A 20,435-nucleotide genomic window follows, 5' to 3' on the forward strand; every position below is an offset into this window, starting at 1 on the left:
ACACTTAATTCTAATTTCATGGCGCTTTTCCTTTCTTTGGTGATTATTCCGATTAAAACCCATTGTAAAGGAAAAGCGCTTTATTTTTCTACCCCTCAAAAATTTACACAAAACATTTTACACTACCCAAGTCAAACCTTGCCATCCTGCAGAAGGAATAAGCCATGCCCGGGGAAGTGCTGCCGTTCATAAGATACCATATCGCTGAATCATTAAAGAGGCAATCCCAGCAGGAGCTTCTTGATGCGGACCTCAACAGGCAATGCCTTGTTCTCCATGAAGAGCCGGTTGACATAACCCCGGCGATATTCAGGGCTGGCAGGCCGTTACAGCAGCAGAAGTCAAAGGTCCTTTACGTATATCCCTCAAGAGCCGACTATAATGCTGATAATAGCGTGCAATACCTGGACAAGACATGCCAGCTTCTCGAATCCATCCACAGCATCCGGGAACAGGCCGCTTTCGAGATCAGGGGTAACAGGGAACAGTTTGTATGCAGGTTTTGCGCCAGCGAGCATGAAATTGCAACCATCGATTCCGCTGTCAGGAACTTTTTCCCTCATAGCTTCACAGAGATAGGCGAGCCGGAGCCCGCCCCCTATAAAGAGGGCATGTTTTGCATGGACTTCATTCCTGAAGGGCCATGCTACAGGAGCATGACATCCTACAAGACCTTTGTCATCTCGCCCCTGAACCTTATCCCGCAGATATTGCTTAACATAGACAAGGAATCCACCGGAATTTACCAGGTGGTTTTCGTTCCGCTTCCGGGCGAAACACACGACATCATTGAACGTGCCGTGGATACAGCATGGCAATCCGCGCTTCCCATAGACCGCCAGATTCCGCCAAGCCTCCAGGTATCAGAGGAGTCGAGAAGGCTCGGATTCAAGTCCAGCGAGTTCAAGAATTTTTACGGCGCTGTTTTCCGCATCATCCTGCCTGATGAAAGTCTCATCACCTCAGTCAAGGCGTTCATAGCCAGCTATACTTACGGGAAAAGGCATTTCAGGATCCTGGATAGCTACTCCCAGGACCAGATAGCGGAAATGCTGTACAACAGCAGGGTCTCTTACCATACATCGTTCCTGCTCAACAGCCCGGAATTATGCTCCTGTCTCCATATCCCTTACCAGATTTTCGAGGATGAAAACTTCAACGGGATTTTTGCATCAGCGCCTACCGCCAGCAGGCCGCAGAAATCAGAAGGCAGTATCTCGATAGGAACCTGGGCATGCGGGAAAAGCTCTCTCGAAGTGTACCTGCCAAAACAGATGGACTACCCCCACTGCCACCTCCTTGGCCAGTCACGCATGGGCAAAAGCAGTCTCCTCGCGAGTTTACTATTACAGAGCTTGAAGAACCGGCAGGCATGCTTTCTTCTCGACCCTGCGGGCGATCTGGTTGACAGCCTGCTCAGGAGCATTCCAAGGGAGCATATCGACGATGTTGTCTGGGTCAATTTCGGGCTTGATGAGACACCGTGCATCAATATCCGCGAAAACCTTAGCCTTTCAAAAACATACGCAGGAAAGCTTGCTGATGACATGAGCACATCTATGAAGGACATAACCAGCACAGGAGATAAGTACTACGGCTACAAGTTAGCCTACTATTTTTGCGCACTGTATTACCTCTTTTTTACACTGCCGGACCTGAGCCTTATAGATGTCCGGCTTCTTTTCTCTTCATCAAAGAAAGGAAAGGCAATGAGGGAAAAGATAAAGCCGAGAATAAAAAACCCGATAGTCGCTGATTTCCTGGACGAGATAAGCGCCCTGACTGATGAGAACAGGGCAAGCGTAAGCGCCAGGCTCTCGCATCTCCTCATAGACGACAAATCATTGCAATTTTTCTCAATGGAGGGGAAAGAGAATAAGATATCGATTAAAGATATCCTCGAGTCAGGCAAATTGGGCCTCATTAATCTTAGCGCGTCTATCCTTGGCCGCCAGAGAAGCAGCCTTTTGGGAAGCCTGCTGAACAGCCTCATCCTTCAAAATATTTTTTCCAGGGCAAGCCTGCCTTTCAGCCAGAGAAAGCCATGCCTTCTTGTAAAGGATGAAGCATACCTTATCCCCTCTGACATGGACATGGAGATAAGCCAGACCGCGAAATTCGGGCTTGGAATCATCTACAGCAACCAGTACCTGGGGCAGTTCTTCGGCCAGTCGCGGGATGTAATTTCAACTACAGCCAGCAAGATCCTTTGGCGGCTGAGACAGGAGGATGCTGATTTCTATGCAAAGCAGTTCAAAATACCCTCCGCTGAATTCACATCGCTTCAGCGTTTCCAGGCACTGGCCTATGCTGAAGACAGGCTCGTCAAGGTAAATACCCCAAGACCGATGGCAAATCCTGATGATTGCAGCGAGGAAATAAAGAGAAACTGTATCGAGAAATATTACCTTTGCCACGATAAAAAACCGGCAGAAAAGAAAAAGAGACTGATGTTTGACATGCTTTAGGAGGATAAAATTATGTCAAGGTTTGATGATGTAATGAAACATCTGCATCCAAAGGTTCTGATTGCAAAGATTGAGGTTCCCCATGACACTGCGAGGGGCCAATACCTGCTGAAAAGCTCGGTAGTCAAAAGCCACCAGGAGTTTGAGTTAGAACTGATCTCTTACGTGAAACACCACATGGCGGTCATAGGCCCTGCCGGATCTACCATTTATCCTGAACTGGCATTAAGCAGGGCAAAAAGCTTTCTTGAGGCAGAGATGGGATTTGACACGGCAGTTTATTGCGCCTTGAGCGGGACCATGGGCGGCATGCAAGGTATCCTCGACAGGGTCTGCGACGGTTTCAAAAAGGAACAGAAGCAGGCGTATTTCCAGTATATCATTGATAAATATGTTGATCCGCTGAACATTCACGAAATCATAGAATTGATGAGAGAGCTTAAGTCAAGGCTCATGAACTTTTCACCTCAGCCGTTCCAGTTTATCCCTGTAGAGCAGATGGCCCTTTCCTACAAGCAGGTAGTCTATGCCTATATAGATACACTCATTCGCTATAAGAACCTGTGGGTGTATTAGCCGGAAGCCAGGTTCTATAAGGATTACGTTGATGGAAGATAACGAATTATATATAATGCGCCCTGAGGATGTCGCCCAATATCTCAGGAAAAGCCTAAGCTGGGTTTACAAGAACTGGAAGATACTGGGCGGCAGGAAGCTCGGGGGTTCTCTGTTTTTTCCAGGAAAGGAGAAACTCCATGAGCATATATTTCGTCAAAGGGAAGGGGTGGAGGTACGACTTCACCCTGAACGGAAAAAGGTACACGGATACCTGGTTCTCGACCAAGCGGGAAGTAAAAGAGGCCGAGGCGAGGAAAAAGGAGGAGATAAACAATCCAAAACCGATAATAGAGACCCCAACCGACATGGTATTCTTGGACCTGGTGAACATTAGGCTGGACTATGTGAAAGCGTATAATTCAGAAGACCATTACAGGGATTACCGGTGGCTGTCAAAGGGATGGGTGAAAAGATGGGGCAAAATGCCGTGCTGTGAAATCACCCAGGACATGGTCCAGAGGTATATTCTTGAGATAAGAAGAAAGATTTCAGCCTACACTGCCAATAAGAATATACGGGACCTTCGCGCCACTTTCAATTTCGGCAAGAAAAAGAGACTTATCCGCTGCAATCCAGTAGACGGGATAGAATTTCTTCCTGAAGAGAAGAAGGTAAAGTATGTGCCGCCTGCTGAGGATATTGACAGGGTGATCGAAGCCGCTGACCCGGACACTCAGGATTATCTCTGGGTGCTCAGGGAGACAATGGGCCGGATGAGCGAGATCAATCGCATGAGCTGGGACGATGTCAATTTAGAGATGCGCTTTGTGATCCTCTACACCCGGAAGAAAAAGGGCGGTCACCTGACTCCAAGGAAAGTTCCTATGACTGAGAAACTGCATCAGGTGCTCTCAGAGAGGTATTTCCAGAGGGACATGACAAAGCCCTGGGTATTCTGGCATACTTACTGGAGCAGAAGGGCAGGTTCGATGAAGCATGGTCCGTACCTTAACAGGCACAAGTTTATGAAGACTCTCTGCAAGAAGGCCGGGGTCAAATATTTCAGGTTTCATCCGCTAAGGCATTCTGGCGCTTCAATTATGGATAACAATAATGTCCCTATCCGGAGGATCCAAAAAATCCTGGGACATGAAAACCAGAAGACCACAGAAATATATTTGCATAGTATAGGTGAGCAGGAGCGGCTGGCAATGGCTGTTTATGAACAAGCCAGACAAAAGTCTCACACGGATTCTCACACGGATAAAAATAAGGGGTTAAGCCCTAGGAGCTAACCCCTTGATTTATTTAGTGAGCCGTGCTGGATTCGAACCAGCGACCCTCTGCTTAAAAGGCAGATGCTCTGCCGACTGAGCTAACGGCCCTTTTTCTCGTTGTTTTTGGTAATTGTTGCTTATTGGTGCTATTCGCGACCCTGAAAGTGGGTGAATTATAATAGACTTTGCTTCAATTGTCAATATTTTCCAGGAAATGAAAATGTTTTTTTAATCAGCACCAATATTCAGCCATTGATCAAGCAGAGAGCCTTTGACAAAGATGGTTTTTTCCCTCTCGTAGCCGGTCGAAATCATTGAAATGTCGATATTCAATAAATCACGTATCCAGTTGATATAATCTTTGGCTTTTTGCGGAAGGTCTTCATAGCATTGGATACCGTGAGTTGTCTCCTGCCAGCCGTCGATCTCTTCATAGAGGGGAGTACTTTCCTGGAGGATTTGAGGCTCAGAAGGGAATTCCCGGAAAGTTTCACCTTTCCATCGATAGCCGGTGCAAATTTTCAGGGATTTCATATGATCCAAAACATCCAGCTTGGTCAGGGCGATAGTCTGCAATCCATTGATTCGAATCGCGTGCCGAAGAACCACGGCATCAAACCAGCCGCATCTTCTGGGTCTGCCCGTGGTTGCACCGTATTCTTTTCCCGCCTCGCGGATTGTTTCACCTGTTTCATCCTTGAGCTCCGTAGGGAATGGGCCGTTACCCACACGGGTGGTGTAAGCCTTGACCACTCCCATAACGCCGTCGATGCATTTGGGTCCAAACCCCAAGCCGGTGCAGGCCTGGGCGGAAACACAATTTGAAGAGGTGACGAATGGATATGTGCCATGATCTACATCGAGCATGGTGCCTTGTGCCCCTTCGCAGATAATATTTTTACCTTCGGCAATAGCCTGGTTGATGATGACTGAAGTATCACTGAGAAAACCTTTCAGTCGATCACCATAGCCCTTGTACTGCTCAAGGAGCTCATCGAGCGACATGCTCGATGTCTGGAAAAATTTCTCCAGGAGGAAGTTTTTCTCATGAAGGTTGTTTTGAAGCCCCTGCCGCAGGGTTTCTTCAAAAAGCAGATCGCCGGCACACAATCCGGTTCTGGCCACTTTATCTTCATACGATGGCCCGATTCCCCTGCCGGTGGTTCCGATCTTGCCCTCTCCCTTTTTTTCTTCCCGCACCAGATCCAGGGCCTTATGGTAGGGCATAATCAGATGAGCACGCTTGCTGAGCTGCAGATTGCTCTGATTGATTTCCACTCCCTGGCTTTTTAACTCCTCGATTTCCTGAATCAGGGCTGCCGGATCCACTACCACGCCATTTCCAATGATACACATTTTCCGGGGATGAAGAATACCGGTAGGGATCGCATGCAGAATAAACTTTTTGTTATCGAAGTGAACGGTATGTCCTGCATTGTGTCCCCCCTGAAAGCGGGCGATAATATCAGCATACCGAGAGAGGATATCGACGATTTTTCCCTTCCCCTCATCGCCCCATTGAGCTCCTACAATTATAATATTAGCCATTTTCGCTCCACCATACAAGTAATGGTTCGGTCAAGTTGTACCACATGGTAAAAGTAAACGTAAGCCAAAACCTTTTATCTATATCATTTTTATAAATATTTGTCAAATTTTTTTATCTGACTTTCATAAGTACCAGTTTTTATTGGACATTTTAAGAAAAGTCTCAACTGTTACCGGGGGCGACCTCGGCAGCATAAAAAACCTGAGAGGGCTCCGGCATTTTCTTCCATCCGTCCGATATAAATCTCAGAGAAAGGAAGACAGAGTGCCAGCGGATTCAACGATTAACCAGCTTAAATTCCCCCCGCTTCACCGGCTCATTAACCGGGCAGGGAAAACCCTGGACCGGCTGGGGATATCCCTTATCAATTTATCGGCAGAGTCTCTGCTGAAGGCTGCCTGCCGTCAAACCGGATTATCTGACTGGGGAGATGAGGATTTTCTTACCCCGCTCACGATTCTGCTCGACTCTTATAACCAAGAGGCTGATCTGAGCTTTCTTGGACGAATCAGCGTGCGGCAGAACTGCATCAGATTGCTATCCAACAGACTCCGCATCCAGGATGACTGTAACCGTTATCCACAGATCCTGGAAACCCCGATATGCAGGCCTCTGTTCATAGTCGGACTTCCCCGGACCGGGACCACGCTTCTTCATAACCTTCTTGCCCAGGACCCCACTGTCCGGGTACCTCGCACTTGGGAGCTTATGCAGCCATCACCGCCACCAACCCCGGAGGGCCGGAAAACCGACCGCCGGATTGCAGCAGCCAGCAAGAAAATTAACCGGATTTTCGCTTGTGCTCCGCAGATATTCTCTATTCATCCCTTCGATCCGACCGGGCCGGAAGAGTGCATCCTCCTGTTTCAGCACGGATTTACAAGCTATCTTTTCGTGCTGTACACCAATGTGCCGCATTACACCGAATGGCTTCTCCAGCATGACATGGTTCCCGCGTACCAGTATTATCGCCGTCAATTGCAGCTTCTTCAATGGCGCTGTCCGGGCAGTCACTGGGTGCTCAAGTCACCTGCCCATCTCTTTTCTCTGAATGCGCTCCTGACAGTTTTTCCCGATGCCTGCCTGGTCCAGACCCATCGTGATCCCCATAAGGTTGTCCCTTCGCTGTGCAGTCTTTCGGCAATGGCTATCTCCTTGAGCAGCAACCGGCTTGACCTGAAGTGCCTTGGAGAAAGAGGGCTGTCCCTGTGTGGAACAGCCATTGACCGGGCAATGCAGGTGCGTGAATCAGCCAGTCCCGGCCAGTTCTATGATGTTCATTACCGGGATCTTGTTACTGATCCTATCGGTGTAGTACGGCAGATATATACCCATTTCAGCTATGATTTTGATCCCTGCATGGAAAAGGGCATGAGGCAATGGCTGGCTGCAAACCCGCAGTTCAAGCATGGGTCTCACCGCTACTCACTGGATCAGTTCAGTCTGGATCGACAAGCAATAGCCTCAAGGTTTGCAGCCTACAGGGAAAAGTTCAACGTCGGGCAGGAGTAGCAGCCTTCCCCTTTCCTCTAACCCATGTGCAGTATAAGTAAAACGGTTGCCTGAACGTGACACCGCTGTCTGTGCTGCCAGCAGGCAGGGAAATACAGAAAAAATTCAATTTAGTCTTGCTTCTGTATGCCATCACCCAATACAATATAATATAAAGAGACACCAGGCATTCTTTTATCTCAATTCTTGTTACCTTCATCAGTGACCATCTCAAATATGCGCTGCTCCTGCTCCCACTGAACACTCGACAGGCAAGATTCCCCAGGAAAACCAGGACTGTTTCCCCAGCCACGAAGAATTAAAGAGCCCCGTTTGATGCCGATCAGGCATCGGGAAAAAGAGCTTGCAGATATGAAACCCTTATCCTATCCGGAGAACTGGAAGCATAATCAGGTCCGGTGGAGTAGAAGCCCGCCGTCACCTGATTTTTATTGCCCTTGCCAGGATCAGGTCCCAAAACATTCCTCCCGTATGATTTTTTGTGTGGGCAGATTTTACGATAACCATTACTATTAATAAATCAACAAGCAGGTTCTTCAACTATGAAAAGCGTAAAGAAAGTATTAGTTTTATCAGTTAGTTGCATTCTCATCTCTCTGGCTTGCGCCTCCTTGAGCGAGGCCCAGTATCCGCTCATTTATCCGCCTCCCGAGGTGCTGAATCCATACCTTTTTGCATCAGGCTTGCCAACCTATTACCCTCTCCCGGCACCTTTGGTTTCATTTCCGGTGATCAATCCCTTTCTCCCGATTCCCTCCCCATTGTCCGCCATGCTTCTTCCGCCTCCTGCGGCATCTTCTCTTCCTGTACGCACCGCAGCCCAGGCCGGATTCTGGGTGGGGACCTGGCAGAGCACCTTTATAGCCTTTATTATCTTGTATCATTCTGGATCCATGACCCTGGAGCTTATCGAGAATCCCCTCCTGCAATCAATAAGCGGTACAGGCATCCTCATAGGAAGCCGGTATACCGACACCCTGTTTGATGTGAGAGGGGTATTGCCTCTTTCTACGACTTTTGAGTTAAATGCTATCTTACCCGGCGGATATGCAATCGTTTTAAGCTGCTTTCTTACCTCGCCAACAACCATGATCGGAACCTACACGGTAACTCTCGGTTTTGGTGGTGCATTGGTTGACAAGGGGATATTTGACCTGTCTCTCGTTTAATCTCCGGGGCAGTGGCGGGGAGCCCCCTGCGGCACAGATGCCTGTGCCCATACGATAAGGCGGGGTTGGAAAACCCCGCCTTTTTTAGTGGGCGGATAAGTCCTCCCGGCTTTTAAAATATCCGGCCAGGTAGGGCCATTGCCGGATTCGGCCGATATAACCAATCAGTTATAAATACAAATACAAAAGATACCACACCAGACACAGAGGCACAGAGGTCCCCAGAGAAAAATAAAGAGAGATAGAGAAAAGCAGAGGGGAGCAGGTTATTCATTGGCAGCACCTCAATGGATGAAAATTATCTCATGCAAGATTATCGTATGCTTCGCCAAGAGATGGTGGAAAATCAGTTGATGGCCCGTGGGATCCTGGATCAGGCTGTTCTCGATGCCATGCGGAAGGTGCCGAGGGAGGAGTTTGTACCGGCGGGGATGGCGGAATTTGCCTATGAGGATACTCCCCTGCCCATCGGCGAAGGACAGACCATCTCCCAGCCCTACATGGTAGCCCTGATGATCGAGAAACTGGAGCTTTCACCCGGTGACCGGGTTCTCGAAATCGGCACCGGATCGGGGTACGGGGCAGCGGTTCTCGCTCGGATCGCTGCCGAGGTCTACACCGTGGAGCGTTACCATGACCTGGCCGAGGCTGCACGGGAGCGCTTTCAGCAGCTCGGCTCTGCCAATATCCATGTCCTGCATGGTGACGGAACCCTTGGCTGGCCTGAGCATGCACCCTATAACGCTATTGTGGTAACTGCCGGTGGACCGGATATCCCCGATCCTTTGCGTGAGCAGATGGCCGTGGGTGGCCGCATGGTTATTCCCGTAGGCCCGACGCCACGCCTCCAGGAGCTTGTCAGGGTGCGAAGGATCAGTGAATATGAATATCAGGAGGAGGGGCTTGGCTCTGTTCAGTTTGTACCCCTCATCGGCGCTGCCGGATGGGAAGGGCCGGGGAACGAAGGCAGCCATGAGTTGCCATCTGCGCCTCCCCGTCCATCCTTGCCCGAACTCATCCGCAAGGCTGCCGAGCCTGTCCTGTCCATCGTCCGGCCAGACCTTGGCGGGCTTCTTGAGCGGATCGGCGATGCGCGGGTGGTGCTCCTGGGAGATGCGAGCCATGGCACAGCCGAATTTTACGAGATGCGGGCCCGAATCACGCAGGAGCTCATAACCCGGCGGGATTTCACTATCGTGGCTGTGGAGGCTGACTGGCCCGATGCTGCCCGGATCGACCACTATGTGCGCAATACCCCGGTCATTGCTCCGGCAGACAAGCCTTTTTCCCGCTTCCCCACCTGGATGTGGGCCAATACCCAGATGCTGAGCTTTATCGAGTGGCTCAGGCAGTATAATCAGACCATCGAATCCCCGGAGCGGTCCGTTGGCTTCTATGGGCTTGACCTGTATAGCCTTTACACCTCCATTGCGGCTGCGCTCACCTGCCTGGACAATGTCGATCCTGAGACGGCGAGGGTAGCCCGGCATCGCTACGGATGCCTGCTGCCCTGGGAGCGGGACCCGGCTGCCTATGGCGCGGCAGCTTTAAGCGGGCGCTACCGGGAATGCGAGCAGGAGGTGGTGGTCATGCTGCAGGACCTGATGAGAAAGCGTCTTGAGTATGCTGCCCGCAACGGCCAGTATTTCCTCAGCGTGGTTCAAAAGGCCCGGCTGATAGCCAATGCCGAGCGCTATTATCGGTTCATGTATTACGGCTCCGCGGCCTCCTGGAACCTCCGGGACAGTCACCTGTTCGAGACTCTGGATATCCTGCTCAACTTTCGCGGACCTTCGTCCAGGGCCGTAGTCTGGGCCCATAATTCACACATCGGCGATGCTTCCGCTACCGAGATGGCAGCCAGGGGCGAATACAACCTGGGGCAGATGTGCCGGGCAAAATTTGGCAACGGAGCCTATCTGATCGGCTTTGGCACGGACCACGGCACCGTGGCCGCTGCCTCTGACTGGGATGGACCGCTGGAGGTCAAGAATATCCTGCCTGCACACCCGAAAAGCTACGAATGGCTCTGCCATCATTCGGGGACCGAGGCCTTCCTGCTGCCCCTCAAGCCTGCTTCAGCCCAGAGCCGGATTCAAAGCCAGGGTCAAAGTCAGAGCCAGGGTCAGGTCCGGGACCAGGTCCGGAAAGAGCTGCTCAGACAGCGGCTTGAGCGCGCCATCGGCGTGATTTACCGACCTGAAACCGAACTCGAAAGCCACTACTTTCTGGCTTCGCTTCCCCGGCAGTTCGATGAATATATCTGGTTCGATGAAACCAGGGCTGTCACTCCGCTGAGCCCCGATGCAGGCAAAGGCATGCCCGAAACCTTTCCCTTCAGGGCTTAATCCGGGAGAGTGTCCACGTCCGCCCCTGAACCCTCTCTTGCCGTGGGGTAAGGAGCCGCTCTTTACTCTCCGTTCTCCGGGAATTGTGCAAGCTCTCTGCTGATCGATTCTTCGTCCCGGTCAGTTTCCAGCAACTGAAACGCTGCATACCGGGGTTTCTTGTCTTCAAGCCTTTCAAGCCGCAATTCTATCGCCTTTCTTCGCGGATGGGTTTTGATCAAGGTATAGGCTCTGACTATATTAGCCATTGTTGCCTCCTGAAAGAGGAATTGCTCACCGCTTGAGGTTTCAATGACCGTGCGAAGGTGCCTGTGCCCGGCGGGAATGCCAACCATAACCCGCACTATCTCTGCATTGGGGAAATACCGCTTCATTTGTTTTCATCTCCTTTCCTTCCCTTTTAAAGCAGCCCCACCCTACATGTACTTGGTATTTCTCCCGCAGAGACGCAAAGGCGCAGAGGATATCATTTTCGGTTATTCTCTGCGCCTTTGCGTCTCTGCGGGAGATCATTAATACATGCATCGGATATGTGCCATTTATCCCATATGAGCGGAAGAGGTTATCAGTTACCGGTAAAATCACTGACCACTAACCACTGGCCACTGACCACTTTTCTTCTCTCCAGATTCTATCAAATGGAAGCTGGCATAGCCAGAGGTGAAACAGGAAGGGGGGAGAAAAACAGCGGTCCCAGGTAATTCATTCTCTCCTTGACCGCCGCCTTTCTGTTCAGCCGCACGGAGTCAGCTTTGACTGCCCCTTCCTGGGGAACAGCCGAAGATAACGACTAACGTACAGCCTCCCAGTCCGTACAGCGGACAGACAGGAGATTCTGAACTATCTGGGACCTGCTTAAGGATCGGAATAAGGGAAAGGAAGATACTACTTTTTACAACAAAAAAAGTACAAAAAAAGCTCAAAAATAGCGTAATAGATATCATCCAAAATACCGATTTATCTGTGTTATTGAGAGTAAAATCTTTGCCTTATACCAGGCAGGCACGAATAGCCGGGAGAAGGGGAAAAAGACTCGATTATGGCCAGACCGAAGGTAAGGGTTCGTCTTTTTGAAGACCGCGATCAGGGGCGATGGGATGCCTATGTTCAGGGTTCTTCCCACTCCAGTCTCTATCATCTTTCGGCCTGGAAGAAGGTTTTGGAGACAAGCCTCGGCCATCCGGCTTATTACCTGTACGCAGAAGAGGGGGGCACGCTGGTCGGGCTTTTGCCCATGATTCATCTGAAAAGCTTCTTGTTTGGCTCCCGCCTCATCTCTCTGCCCTGCTTTAACTATGGCGGAGTGTGTGCCCATGATCCGGAGGTGCAGACGGCCCTGATCAGGGAAGGGATGGAGATTGCCCGATCAACCGGGGCCGCGCACCTTGAGCTGCGGCAGGCACAAACGTATCCCTGGGAGCTTGCGGTCAAACAGCACCGGGTGGCTATGCTCCTTGACCTGCCTGATTCGTGGTCAAATCTCTGGCAGGGTTTTTCTGCCAAACTGCGAAATCAGATACGAAAAGGGGAAAAGCAGGACCTGGAGTTTCGCCAGGGAGTCGAGGAAGAACTGTCGTCGTTTTATCAGGTCTTTTCCCGAAACATGCGGGACCTTGGCACGCCGGTTCAGGGAAAAGAATTTTTCCAGGCCATCATGACCACCTTTTCAGACCGGGCCAGAATCTGTACGGTCTACCAGGGATCAGAGCCACTGGCATCAGGACTGGTTCTTGGTTTCAAGCAGACCCTGGAAATCCCCTGGGCATCTTCGCTGCGCAAGTACAATTCCTCCTGTGCCAATATGCTCCTGTACTGGGGAGTGCTCCGGTATGCGTGCGATGCAGGATACAGACTTTTTGATTTTGGCCGTTCCGCTCCAGGCTCAGGCACATACAGGTTCAAAGAGCAATGGGGGGCAAAACCCCGTCCCCTGTACTGGTATTACTGGCTGCGAGAGGGTGAGAGCCTTCCGGCGCTCCATCCGGAAAATCCCCGGTACCATCTGGCCATCCAGATGTGGAAAAGGATGCCCCTGCCTCTCAGCCGGGCCCTTGGCCCCCTGCTGGCCAGGGGGATGCCGTAGAGTGGTCAGTGGCCAGTGATCAGTGAAGAAGGAGTTAGGAGTCGGGAGTCAAGGGGAAGTGATCAGTGCCCGGCGGTTAGTGAAAAGGAGTCGTGAGGCAGAAGCAAGGGTGAGGAATCATGTGGATTCGGCGGACTCTTCCTCCGACGGCAGCCCCGCTTTCCTTTCGGGATATCATCGGAGGATTGCAGGGATGGTTCGGTGAGGAGCGGGCAGTGGACAGACTGCGGCAGGAGCTGGCTGATTATTTCGGTGTACCTGACTGCTGGCTGATATCTTCGGGCAAAGCCGCCCTTACCCTGATCTTGAAGGCGATGCACAGTCTTTCACCACAGAAGAGCATGGTCCTGATTCCTGCCTATACCTGTTATTCGGTGGCCTCTTCCGTCGTCAAGGCAGGGCTGTCAGTAAACCTTGGCGACATTGATCCCCAGACTCTGGATTTCGATTATTCCCGGCTTGAGTCCCAGGTGAGCGACCAGACACTCTGCCTGGTCGTCAATCATCTTCTGGGCAGGACGGCGGATGTGGACCGATGTCTGCAGCTTGCCAGTTCACGGGGGATATGGGTGGTGGAAGATGCTGCTCAGGCCATGGGGACCTTCTCCAGGGGGAAACCGGCTGGCACCAGGGCAGATGCCGGATTCTTCAGCCTTGGCCGGGGAAAGGTGATCTGCGCGGTCGAGGGGGGAGTGATCCTTACCCGAAATCCCGATCTGGCCGCGGCCGTGCAGCGAGAGTATCAGAATCTGCCTGTCTGCGGCTTCAGGGAAAAAGCGATCCTGCTGGCCAAGGCCATAGCCCTGACCTGCTTTTTGCGCCCTTCCCTCTACTGGCTGCCGGATCATCTGCCATTTCTCAAACTGGGCCAGACCGAGTTTTCCACCCGATTCGCTTTACATCGGATGAGCGGATTTCAGTGTGGTCTGATGCGAGGCTGGAAGCAGAAAATAGCCAGACTGAACCAGTCCCGGCTTGAGAGAACGCAATGCTACCGCAGGCTGCTTGCCGGGGCCGGGCTTTCTCCTTCGCAGACCGGCCAGGATCATGATGGAGAAGCCGTGCCCCTTTTGCGCTTTCCCCTGATCCTGGAAAATACGAAGCAGCGGGACCAGCTTTATCGAAAAGCGCGGCACCTCGGTTTAGGTATCAGCCGGATGTACCCGGATTCAATCGACAGCATTGATCAGCTCAAGGGCCAGGTATCCCGTGGCAATTATCCGGCAGCCAGCAGGCTGGCGAGGACCCTCCTCACCCTTCCCACCCATCCCCTGATTTCTCTGGCAGATCAGCGGCGCATCGCCCGCCTGATTACCTTATTCAGGGAAATAATTACAAAAGAGTAATCAAATCACAAGATTGTAATCAGCGTAAAGACAATTTTGAAATCAAAGACGGCTTTTGTATTCGGCCCTATTCTGCAAAGCTGACCAATGAAGTTGAAAAGCAGCGATAAATCACCGTATTATCCAGAGAGAAGTGGAAAGCCTGTTTTAGCTGTCTCTGCGGAATGACTTATGCTGCTTATTGAAACCAAGAGAAAAACAATCCAGGTAAAAAAATCAATTAAAGAAGGGAGGATAAAAAATACCATGTTCTTAAAACCGGGGAGAATTTGGTTGACAGCCGTGAATCCATTCCATTCAGAAAAAGGTTTTACTCTTATCGAGCTGATGATCGCTCTGACCGTGCTGGCCATTTCCCTGCTGGGAACGGAAAGTGTCATCATCAGCATAGCCAGGAACAGGGCTTCAGCCCGGAAAGTGAGTATAGCGACCAATCTTTGTCAGGCGAAAATAGAAGAAATGAGGTCCCTGGGCTATAATGCGGTGGTCAATTGTATTGAAGTCAATATTAATGAGAAAGGATTGTCCGGAGGAATCTTCAATCGCTATGTGGGCGTCAGCACAGGACCGGTGCCCAGGACCAAGGTGGTCCAGGTACTGGTCTGGTGGAAGGATTTGATGAGGTTCCGGAGCATATCCATGCGGACCATGGTTGCAGATATATGATTTTGGATAGGAGACAGGAGTCAGGAGTCAGCATTCAGAATAAAAGCTTTTCTCCTGACTCCTGACTCCTGTCTCCTGACTCCTGACTCCTTAATAACGAGGTATGTCTTATGACTAAACCTGTTCAGCCGATTTTTTCCTTCGATGCCGGTGGCTTCACCATGGTGGAATTGCTGATTGCCACCGCTATCCTGCTGCTTGCTCTTTCGGCAGCCTTTGGGATGATGCTTTCCCAGAAAAAAGCCTACAAGGATGAGAATGAGCTGATCGAGATGTCTCAAGGCACACGGGCTTCCGTGGATATCCTGCTCAGGGACCTTCGTCATGCCGGTTACAAGGTTCTGGAATCAGATTATCTTGGATCACTCTCCGACTGGGTTTCCAGTGAATATCTGCCCACCTACCCTGCTACTGTCAGTCTGGCTTCGAATAGCTGTCCGATAATTACCCAGGGTGAAGGTACGAATCCTGACATGATCACCCTCTTTATCGCGGACCTCAAAGAGAATGCCCTGGTAGCCGATGCAGCCAGCGGCAGCACAACGATTACCCTTGATCCCAATGCTCCCGGTTTTTCCGGCAGTACCAAGTTCAGGATCAACGATGTCATCCGCCTCGGTGATCATACCGAATTTGCCAGGATTACCGGCGTTTCGGGCAACTGCCTGACCATCGATACCAACCCCACCGCGAATGGAAATCAGGGGCTGGCGGAGGCTCATCCTGCCGGTGAACCCATCAGGGAAGTCAATGTAGTGACCTATGCCGTAATCAATGAGGGCAACGATCCATCTCATGAGCATCATACGGCAGGACATCCTGTGCTTAAAAGAAAGCTGAACGATACCGACTACGCGGATGTGGCCGAAGACGTGGAGGACATGCAGATCATACCGTATGCTCCCCCGCGCTACAAGCTGCAATTGATCAGCCGCACTGCAAGCAGGGGTGATTTCGCCAAAGTGTCTGCGGATGGATACCGGCGGACCGAGCTGCTGGCTGACTTCCGGCTGAGGAACTACGTAAAGTCAAGCTGCCTGCCGGCAGAAACACCGGTTATAACCTCTCTGACCGGACTTAATTCATCAACGCCCTGTAACATCCAGGTCGCCTGGACGGCAGCTACCAGGAACATTAAAGGCCAAACCCTCACTTCCGAGTGTGCGGTAACCGACTATGTCGTCACCTATGCTCCCACACCAGGCACCCGGTTCTACACAGCCTATCCGGGCAACACTACCAGTTGCTCGCTCAACATCAGCGAGATTCTGCGAGATGCCAATTATACAACCAACACCTACTATATCAGTGTAGCAGCGGTCAACGCCGGCGGCCTGGGCGCCTATTCCGCAGAGCAAACCATCAGCGATACCAGTCCCCCGTCAACCCCTGCGAATCTGACAGCCAGCGTCAGTACCACCGACATCAATGATGCAGCCATCCCCGGCCATTCGATTACTCTCAATTGGGTCGGTAATCCGGAATGTGACGTCGTGGCCTACCGCATCTATCGGGGGACCACGTCCGGCGGTCCCTATACACTGATAGCCAGTGACCCCAATATTAATGTCGGGACCACGCAGAACTATACTTACCAGGATATCAACCTTGCCTGCAACACCTATTACTATGTGGTCAAGGCATATGACCTGCGGTATGAAAGTCCCGGCTCCAGTGAAGCATTCGCTACGGTAATTGACAGCAATGCTCCTGTCGGGCCGACCGGCTTTTCCGCTGCCCCTGCGGGCACTACGGTGACCTTCAACTGGACGACATCGATCGATGATCCAGCGAATGGCTGGGGAGATGACGATGTCGTCGGATATCATATTTATGCCTTGTTTAATGGTGCCGAGATTCTGCTGGACAGCGCAAATCCGGCAGGCCATACTACCAAGACCCTTGACAATCCGCTTGGATACACCAACTTCGGCATCAAAGCCATAGACATATGCGGCAATACCAGCATCATGATCACTCAGGCAAGTTGCCCGAATCCACCCTCGGTCACCATCATCAGCCCATCCTCTGGAGATACGGTCGCCGGAGCTGTCACCATTTATGGATGGGCAAGCTCCACCCAGTCCCTGGAATGGGTGAAGTTAAAAATCAATGGCGGACCCTGGATACTGGCTGAGGGGACCGCTACCTGGAGCTACACCTGGAATACATTAACGCTCGCTAACGGATCCTATACCATAACCGTTAAAGCCCTGGATGCCAATGACTGCTCCACAGATGCATCAATCAATGTTGTGGTCAGCAACGGGCCGTAAGGCAGGGAACTGCAATTTCAAAGGAGGACTTAAGCCAATGACTGAGTATAGATCATTGCCGGGAAGAGTCCTGCGGCTTTTTCAGGCAGCCTGGCTTTGTCAGGATAACCAAGGAATGGCCATGGTTATCGTCCTGTCCGTGATGGCGGCTCTTTTTGCGATCGGGACAGCATCCTTGACCAATTCGGCCACGGAAAACAAGATCAGTCAGAACTACCAGAAAAGCGTTCGGGCCTTTTATGACTGTGAGGCTGGAATAGCCGAGGGTATGGCCAAAATCAAATCCGGGACGGCTGTTATAGAACAGGATGGCGATCCCAACTGGATATCGACCACCCAATCATACCTGTTCAAATATCGATACCATACTACATATGATGCCGCTAACCGCACTTACACCATAACTTCCGAGGGAAAGGATCCCTCGCAAACCGCCAACCGCCGGATCGTGGCTGAAATGAAGCGCATTTTCAGTGCCGGTGATATCAGATCGCCGGTTTATTGCGGCTCGGGAGAGACCAAGGGTAACGCTAACTCGATCCGGGGTGATTCCGTCTCTCCTGCCTGGGCGAGTGATGGCGATTCCTCGAACGAGGGCAGTGTTCCCTGTGTTACTACGCCAAATCCCTACGTCAGCGCGACCAACCCTCTGAAGGTGGACCAGACCCAGCTTTTTACCGCAGATCCCAACAAGGTTGACTACGATGTCGATCCCATTGATCTTGTGGCCATGGCCAATTTTTACAAAGACCTTCCCCCGGACATGACCAGCATCCCGACCGGTACGACAGTCACTATCGGGAGTGAGACGGATACCAAGGTAGTCTACATCAACGGGAATCAAACCATTGCGGGAGATAAATACGGCTATGGCATCCTGGTGGTCACCGGTGACCTCCATATTTCGGGACAGCTTCACTGGAACGGTATAGTCATCGTTCTGGGCAACAACCTTATCCAGACCGGCGGTGGAGTCAGCGGCCTCCAGGTTACCGGAGCGGTCCTGACTCCGAACCATTTTGAAATCAGGGGAAATGCGGATATCCAATGGTCAGCCGATGTGGTGAAAAAGGTCATCAATAATGCCGGCGATCCCCTGAAGGTTGTCAGTTGGAAGGAGGAATGAGTATGAACACCCGGTTATTATCCCATCAGGCCGCCTTCACGATGACCGAAGTCCTGATAGTTACCTCGATAGTTGTAATTTTGGTTACTCTTGGCGGGCCAAGCATCGTTCACATGATGCCTCAAATCAGGCTCAACAGTACTGCTCAGAATCTGGTGAATGACCTGCAGTTTGCCCGCATGCGTTCAATCACAACCTCCAAAGAATACCGGCTGAGCTTTGATGCCTCTGCGGAAAGCTACCGGATAGAAGAAGGCAATAAATCAGAAGGATCGAGCTGGCCAGGCACTTTGGTTGATCTGGAAAGAAGGCTGCATGACAGTTCCAACCTGTATTATCAAAAAAATATCGATATCAACAGCGTAACCCAGGATCCGGTTTTCAATCCAAAGGGGTTATGTTCAGCGGTCTCGACGATCAAGATTCAGAACAGTGATGGAGGCAAAAAAAAGATCGTCATTAACCTGGCAGGAGGGGTTAAAGTTTATGATACCTGGGATTAGCAGCAGCTTTTTCGGCGGGGAAAGGCCGGTAACTGAACATTAAATTCACAGCCCGTTAGGCTCGACCACGAGATCGCGTGCGGTATTGGGTGGGGCGAAAAAGCAGCCCCACCCTCCATGTGATCGATGCCTTTCTTAGAGGGGATAGCCCTCCTCCACTCCCTCGTCCCCCTTTGGGGGAGAGGTCTGGGGTGAGGGGGCTATTATTTGACCGGCTGTGTAATTCCCGCGAATCGCCTCTACTTATTCCTGTTTCTTAATGACCACATTGACCTTATCTTTGAGGATATTCTTGAATTCGTTGGCGTCATCGCTCTTTCCCTCATACAAACCATAATGAATGGGTATCGCAATTTTTGCCTTAACGTCGAGTACCGAATCTGCGGCTTCCTTTATATTATTCATCGTATATGTCTGTCCAAGAGGGACCAAGGCGATATCACAATTGAAATTCTTCATTTCCGGTATCTTCTCTGTATCCCCCGCATGATATATTCTCACTCCATGTATTGTGAGGATATATCCCATCCATTTATTTCCTTTGGGATGATACTTTGTCTTTACGAGGTTATAAGCCGGCACAGCTTCTGCGAGGATACCATTTATGGTGGTCTTCATTCCAGGTTCCAGGAGAATAACTTTGGATTTTTTTACTTTTTCAAGGTCCTGTGCACAATCTTTGGGAACTGTCAACACGGTGTTTTCCGTTGTGACCTGAGAAATATCCGGCAGAGAAAAATGATCGGGATGCTTGTGCGTAATAAAAACAATGTCAGCCTTATCAGATTTTTTAATTTGATATGGATCAAAATAGATTACCTGATCGTCAGCGTTGATTTTAACCGTAGCCTGTCCTAACCAGTGGATATTCTCGACCATTTGTTCAGGATTAATCTTCTTGGAATCTTCGCTGTGACTGAGAGAAGAAAAGGTTAAGAGTGCAGAGAAAATAATTATATAAAATATAATTTTTTTCATCAAAGATCTCCATTTCTTAATAATTTATTCGCTACCGGACACTTTTTTTTCAATTAATCAACCGCGAATGCACACGAATAGACGCTAATAAATTCTTTTGATTTGCCTTCATTATCGAGTCCCCTTTGTTCAGTTCGCGTTCATTCGCGGTTGTTACCTCAAAAGTGTCCGGTAGAGAGAAGTGCCGAAACTCTTTGAAAATATATTGACTCTTCCCCCCGTTGTACTATGCTTTTACGACCTTTTCATCCTTCAGCGAAACGCGCAAGGCATTTCTGGTGTCAATGATCAGTTTAGCCACAGAGTACAGCCACTTGTAGTCATAATCAGAATGGTCGGTCACGATGACCACGGCATCATAGGAAGAGACCGTGTGCTCAGTGAGCGGAACGGATTTCATGCTCAGAGCATGATGCCGCATTTTGGGAAGCTCAGGAACATACGGGTCATTGTAGTCCACGACAGCTCCCTTGCTCTGGTACAGCTCGATTACCTTGAAGGATGGGGATTCCCGCGGGTCGTCAACATCTTTTTTGTAGGCAATCCCCAGAACCAGCACCCGTGCCCCTTTCAGGC

At 50.7% G+C, this 20,435-nt stretch carries 16 protein-coding genes and 1 tRNA gene; 12 read left to right on the forward strand and 5 right to left on the reverse strand.

Translation table 11 applies throughout. The features are described 5' to 3' along the window. The first annotated feature begins 164 nt into the window (after nucleotides 1–164). From AB1611_15610 to AB1611_15620, 3 genes are all read left to right on the forward strand, one after another. Nucleotides 165–2,468 carry a hypothetical protein gene (locus AB1611_15610; GenBank protein MEW6381017.1) on the forward strand — a complete coding sequence of 768 codons (2,304 nt, stop codon included), beginning with the start codon at nucleotides 165–167 and terminating at the stop codon, nucleotides 2,466–2,468. A gap of 12 nt (nucleotides 2,469–2,480) precedes the next feature. Next, the gene (locus tag AB1611_15615; protein ID MEW6381018.1) at nucleotides 2,481–3,044 is read left to right on the forward strand and encodes a hypothetical protein; all 564 of its coding nucleotides are present in this window, start codon (nucleotides 2,481–2,483) and stop codon (nucleotides 3,042–3,044) included. A gap of 179 nt (nucleotides 3,045–3,223) precedes the next feature. Further along, nucleotides 3,224–4,321 carry a tyrosine-type recombinase/integrase gene (locus AB1611_15620; protein ID MEW6381019.1) on the forward strand — a complete coding sequence of 366 codons (1,098 nt, stop codon included), beginning with the start codon at nucleotides 3,224–3,226 and terminating at the stop codon, nucleotides 4,319–4,321. Between the two features lie 17 nt (nucleotides 4,322–4,338). Here the strand turns inward: AB1611_15620 and AB1611_15625 are convergent. Then, nucleotides 4,339–4,411: transfer RNA gene (locus tag AB1611_15625), tRNA-Lys, on the reverse strand. A gap of 120 nt (nucleotides 4,412–4,531) precedes the next feature. Next, nucleotides 4,532–5,851 carry an adenylosuccinate synthase gene (locus AB1611_15630; protein ID MEW6381020.1) on the reverse strand — a complete coding sequence of 440 codons (1,320 nt, stop codon included), beginning with the start codon at nucleotides 5,849–5,851 and terminating at the stop codon, nucleotides 4,532–4,534. A gap of 265 nt (nucleotides 5,852–6,116) precedes the next feature. On the opposite strand from AB1611_15630, the gene AB1611_15635 reads away from it, so the two are divergent. The 3 genes from AB1611_15635 to AB1611_15645 all read left to right on the forward strand — a co-directional run bounded on the left by AB1611_15635 (nucleotide 6,117) and on the right by AB1611_15645 (nucleotide 10,881). Then, complete coding sequence (locus AB1611_15635; GenBank protein ID MEW6381021.1) at nucleotides 6,117–7,364, forward strand: sulfotransferase; 1,248 nt, start codon at nucleotides 6,117–6,119, stop codon at nucleotides 7,362–7,364. A gap of 542 nt (nucleotides 7,365–7,906) precedes the next feature. Then, nucleotides 7,907–8,533 carry a hypothetical protein gene (locus AB1611_15640; GenBank protein ID MEW6381022.1) on the forward strand — a complete coding sequence of 209 codons (627 nt, stop codon included), beginning with the start codon at nucleotides 7,907–7,909 and terminating at the stop codon, nucleotides 8,531–8,533. A gap of 305 nt (nucleotides 8,534–8,838) precedes the next feature. Next, a complete protein-coding gene (locus AB1611_15645) occupies nucleotides 8,839–10,881 on the forward strand; it encodes a protein-L-isoaspartate(D-aspartate) O-methyltransferase (GenBank protein ID MEW6381023.1) in 2,043 nt (680 codons plus the stop codon). A gap of 62 nt (nucleotides 10,882–10,943) precedes the next feature. Here the strand turns inward: AB1611_15645 and AB1611_15650 are convergent, their stop codons facing one another. Continuing rightward, complete coding sequence (locus AB1611_15650) at nucleotides 10,944–11,255, reverse strand: hypothetical protein (GenBank protein MEW6381024.1); 312 nt, start codon at nucleotides 11,253–11,255, stop codon at nucleotides 10,944–10,946. 665 nt (nucleotides 11,256–11,920) lie between these two features. On the opposite strand from AB1611_15650, the gene AB1611_15655 reads away from it, so the two are divergent. From AB1611_15655 to AB1611_15680, 6 genes are all read left to right on the forward strand, one after another. Further along, nucleotides 11,921–12,964 carry a FemAB family XrtA/PEP-CTERM system-associated protein gene (locus tag AB1611_15655; GenBank protein MEW6381025.1) on the forward strand — a complete coding sequence of 348 codons (1,044 nt, stop codon included), beginning with the start codon at nucleotides 11,921–11,923 and terminating at the stop codon, nucleotides 12,962–12,964. Nucleotides 12,965–13,083: 119 nt separating this feature from the next. Then, the gene (locus AB1611_15660; protein MEW6381026.1) at nucleotides 13,084–14,310 is read left to right on the forward strand and encodes a DegT/DnrJ/EryC1/StrS family aminotransferase; all 1,227 of its coding nucleotides are present in this window, start codon (nucleotides 13,084–13,086) and stop codon (nucleotides 14,308–14,310) included. A gap of 282 nt (nucleotides 14,311–14,592) precedes the next feature. Further along, nucleotides 14,593–14,976 carry a type II secretion system protein gene (locus tag AB1611_15665; protein MEW6381027.1) on the forward strand — a complete coding sequence of 128 codons (384 nt, stop codon included), beginning with the start codon at nucleotides 14,593–14,595 and terminating at the stop codon, nucleotides 14,974–14,976. Between the two features lie 110 nt (nucleotides 14,977–15,086). Then, nucleotides 15,087–17,252, forward strand: a complete 2,166-nt coding sequence (locus AB1611_15670; protein ID MEW6381028.1) for an Ig-like domain-containing protein — start codon at nucleotides 15,087–15,089, stop codon at nucleotides 17,250–17,252. Between the two features lie 37 nt (nucleotides 17,253–17,289). After that, nucleotides 17,290–18,378 carry a pilus assembly PilX N-terminal domain-containing protein gene (locus tag AB1611_15675; GenBank protein MEW6381029.1) on the forward strand — a complete coding sequence of 363 codons (1,089 nt, stop codon included), beginning with the start codon at nucleotides 17,290–17,292 and terminating at the stop codon, nucleotides 18,376–18,378. Nucleotides 18,379–18,380: 2 nt separating this feature from the next. After that, nucleotides 18,381–18,881, forward strand: a complete 501-nt coding sequence (locus tag AB1611_15680; GenBank protein ID MEW6381030.1) for a GspH/FimT family pseudopilin — start codon at nucleotides 18,381–18,383, stop codon at nucleotides 18,879–18,881. Nucleotides 18,882–19,124: 243 nt separating this feature from the next. Here the strand turns inward: AB1611_15680 and AB1611_15685 are convergent, their stop codons facing one another. Both AB1611_15685 and AB1611_15690 read right to left on the reverse strand, forming a co-directional pair. Further along, a complete protein-coding gene (locus AB1611_15685; GenBank protein MEW6381031.1) occupies nucleotides 19,125–19,859 on the reverse strand; it encodes an MBL fold metallo-hydrolase in 735 nt (244 codons plus the stop codon). Nucleotides 19,860–20,085: 226 nt separating this feature from the next. Next, nucleotides 20,086–20,435: UDP binding domain-containing protein (locus tag AB1611_15690; protein MEW6381032.1), on the reverse strand; the 350-nt coding region annotated here is incomplete at its 5' end.

Source organism: bacterium (genome assembly GCA_040755755.1).
In the GTDB taxonomy this organism is placed as follows: domain Bacteria; phylum SZUA-182; class SZUA-182; order DTGQ01; family DTGQ01; genus DTGQ01.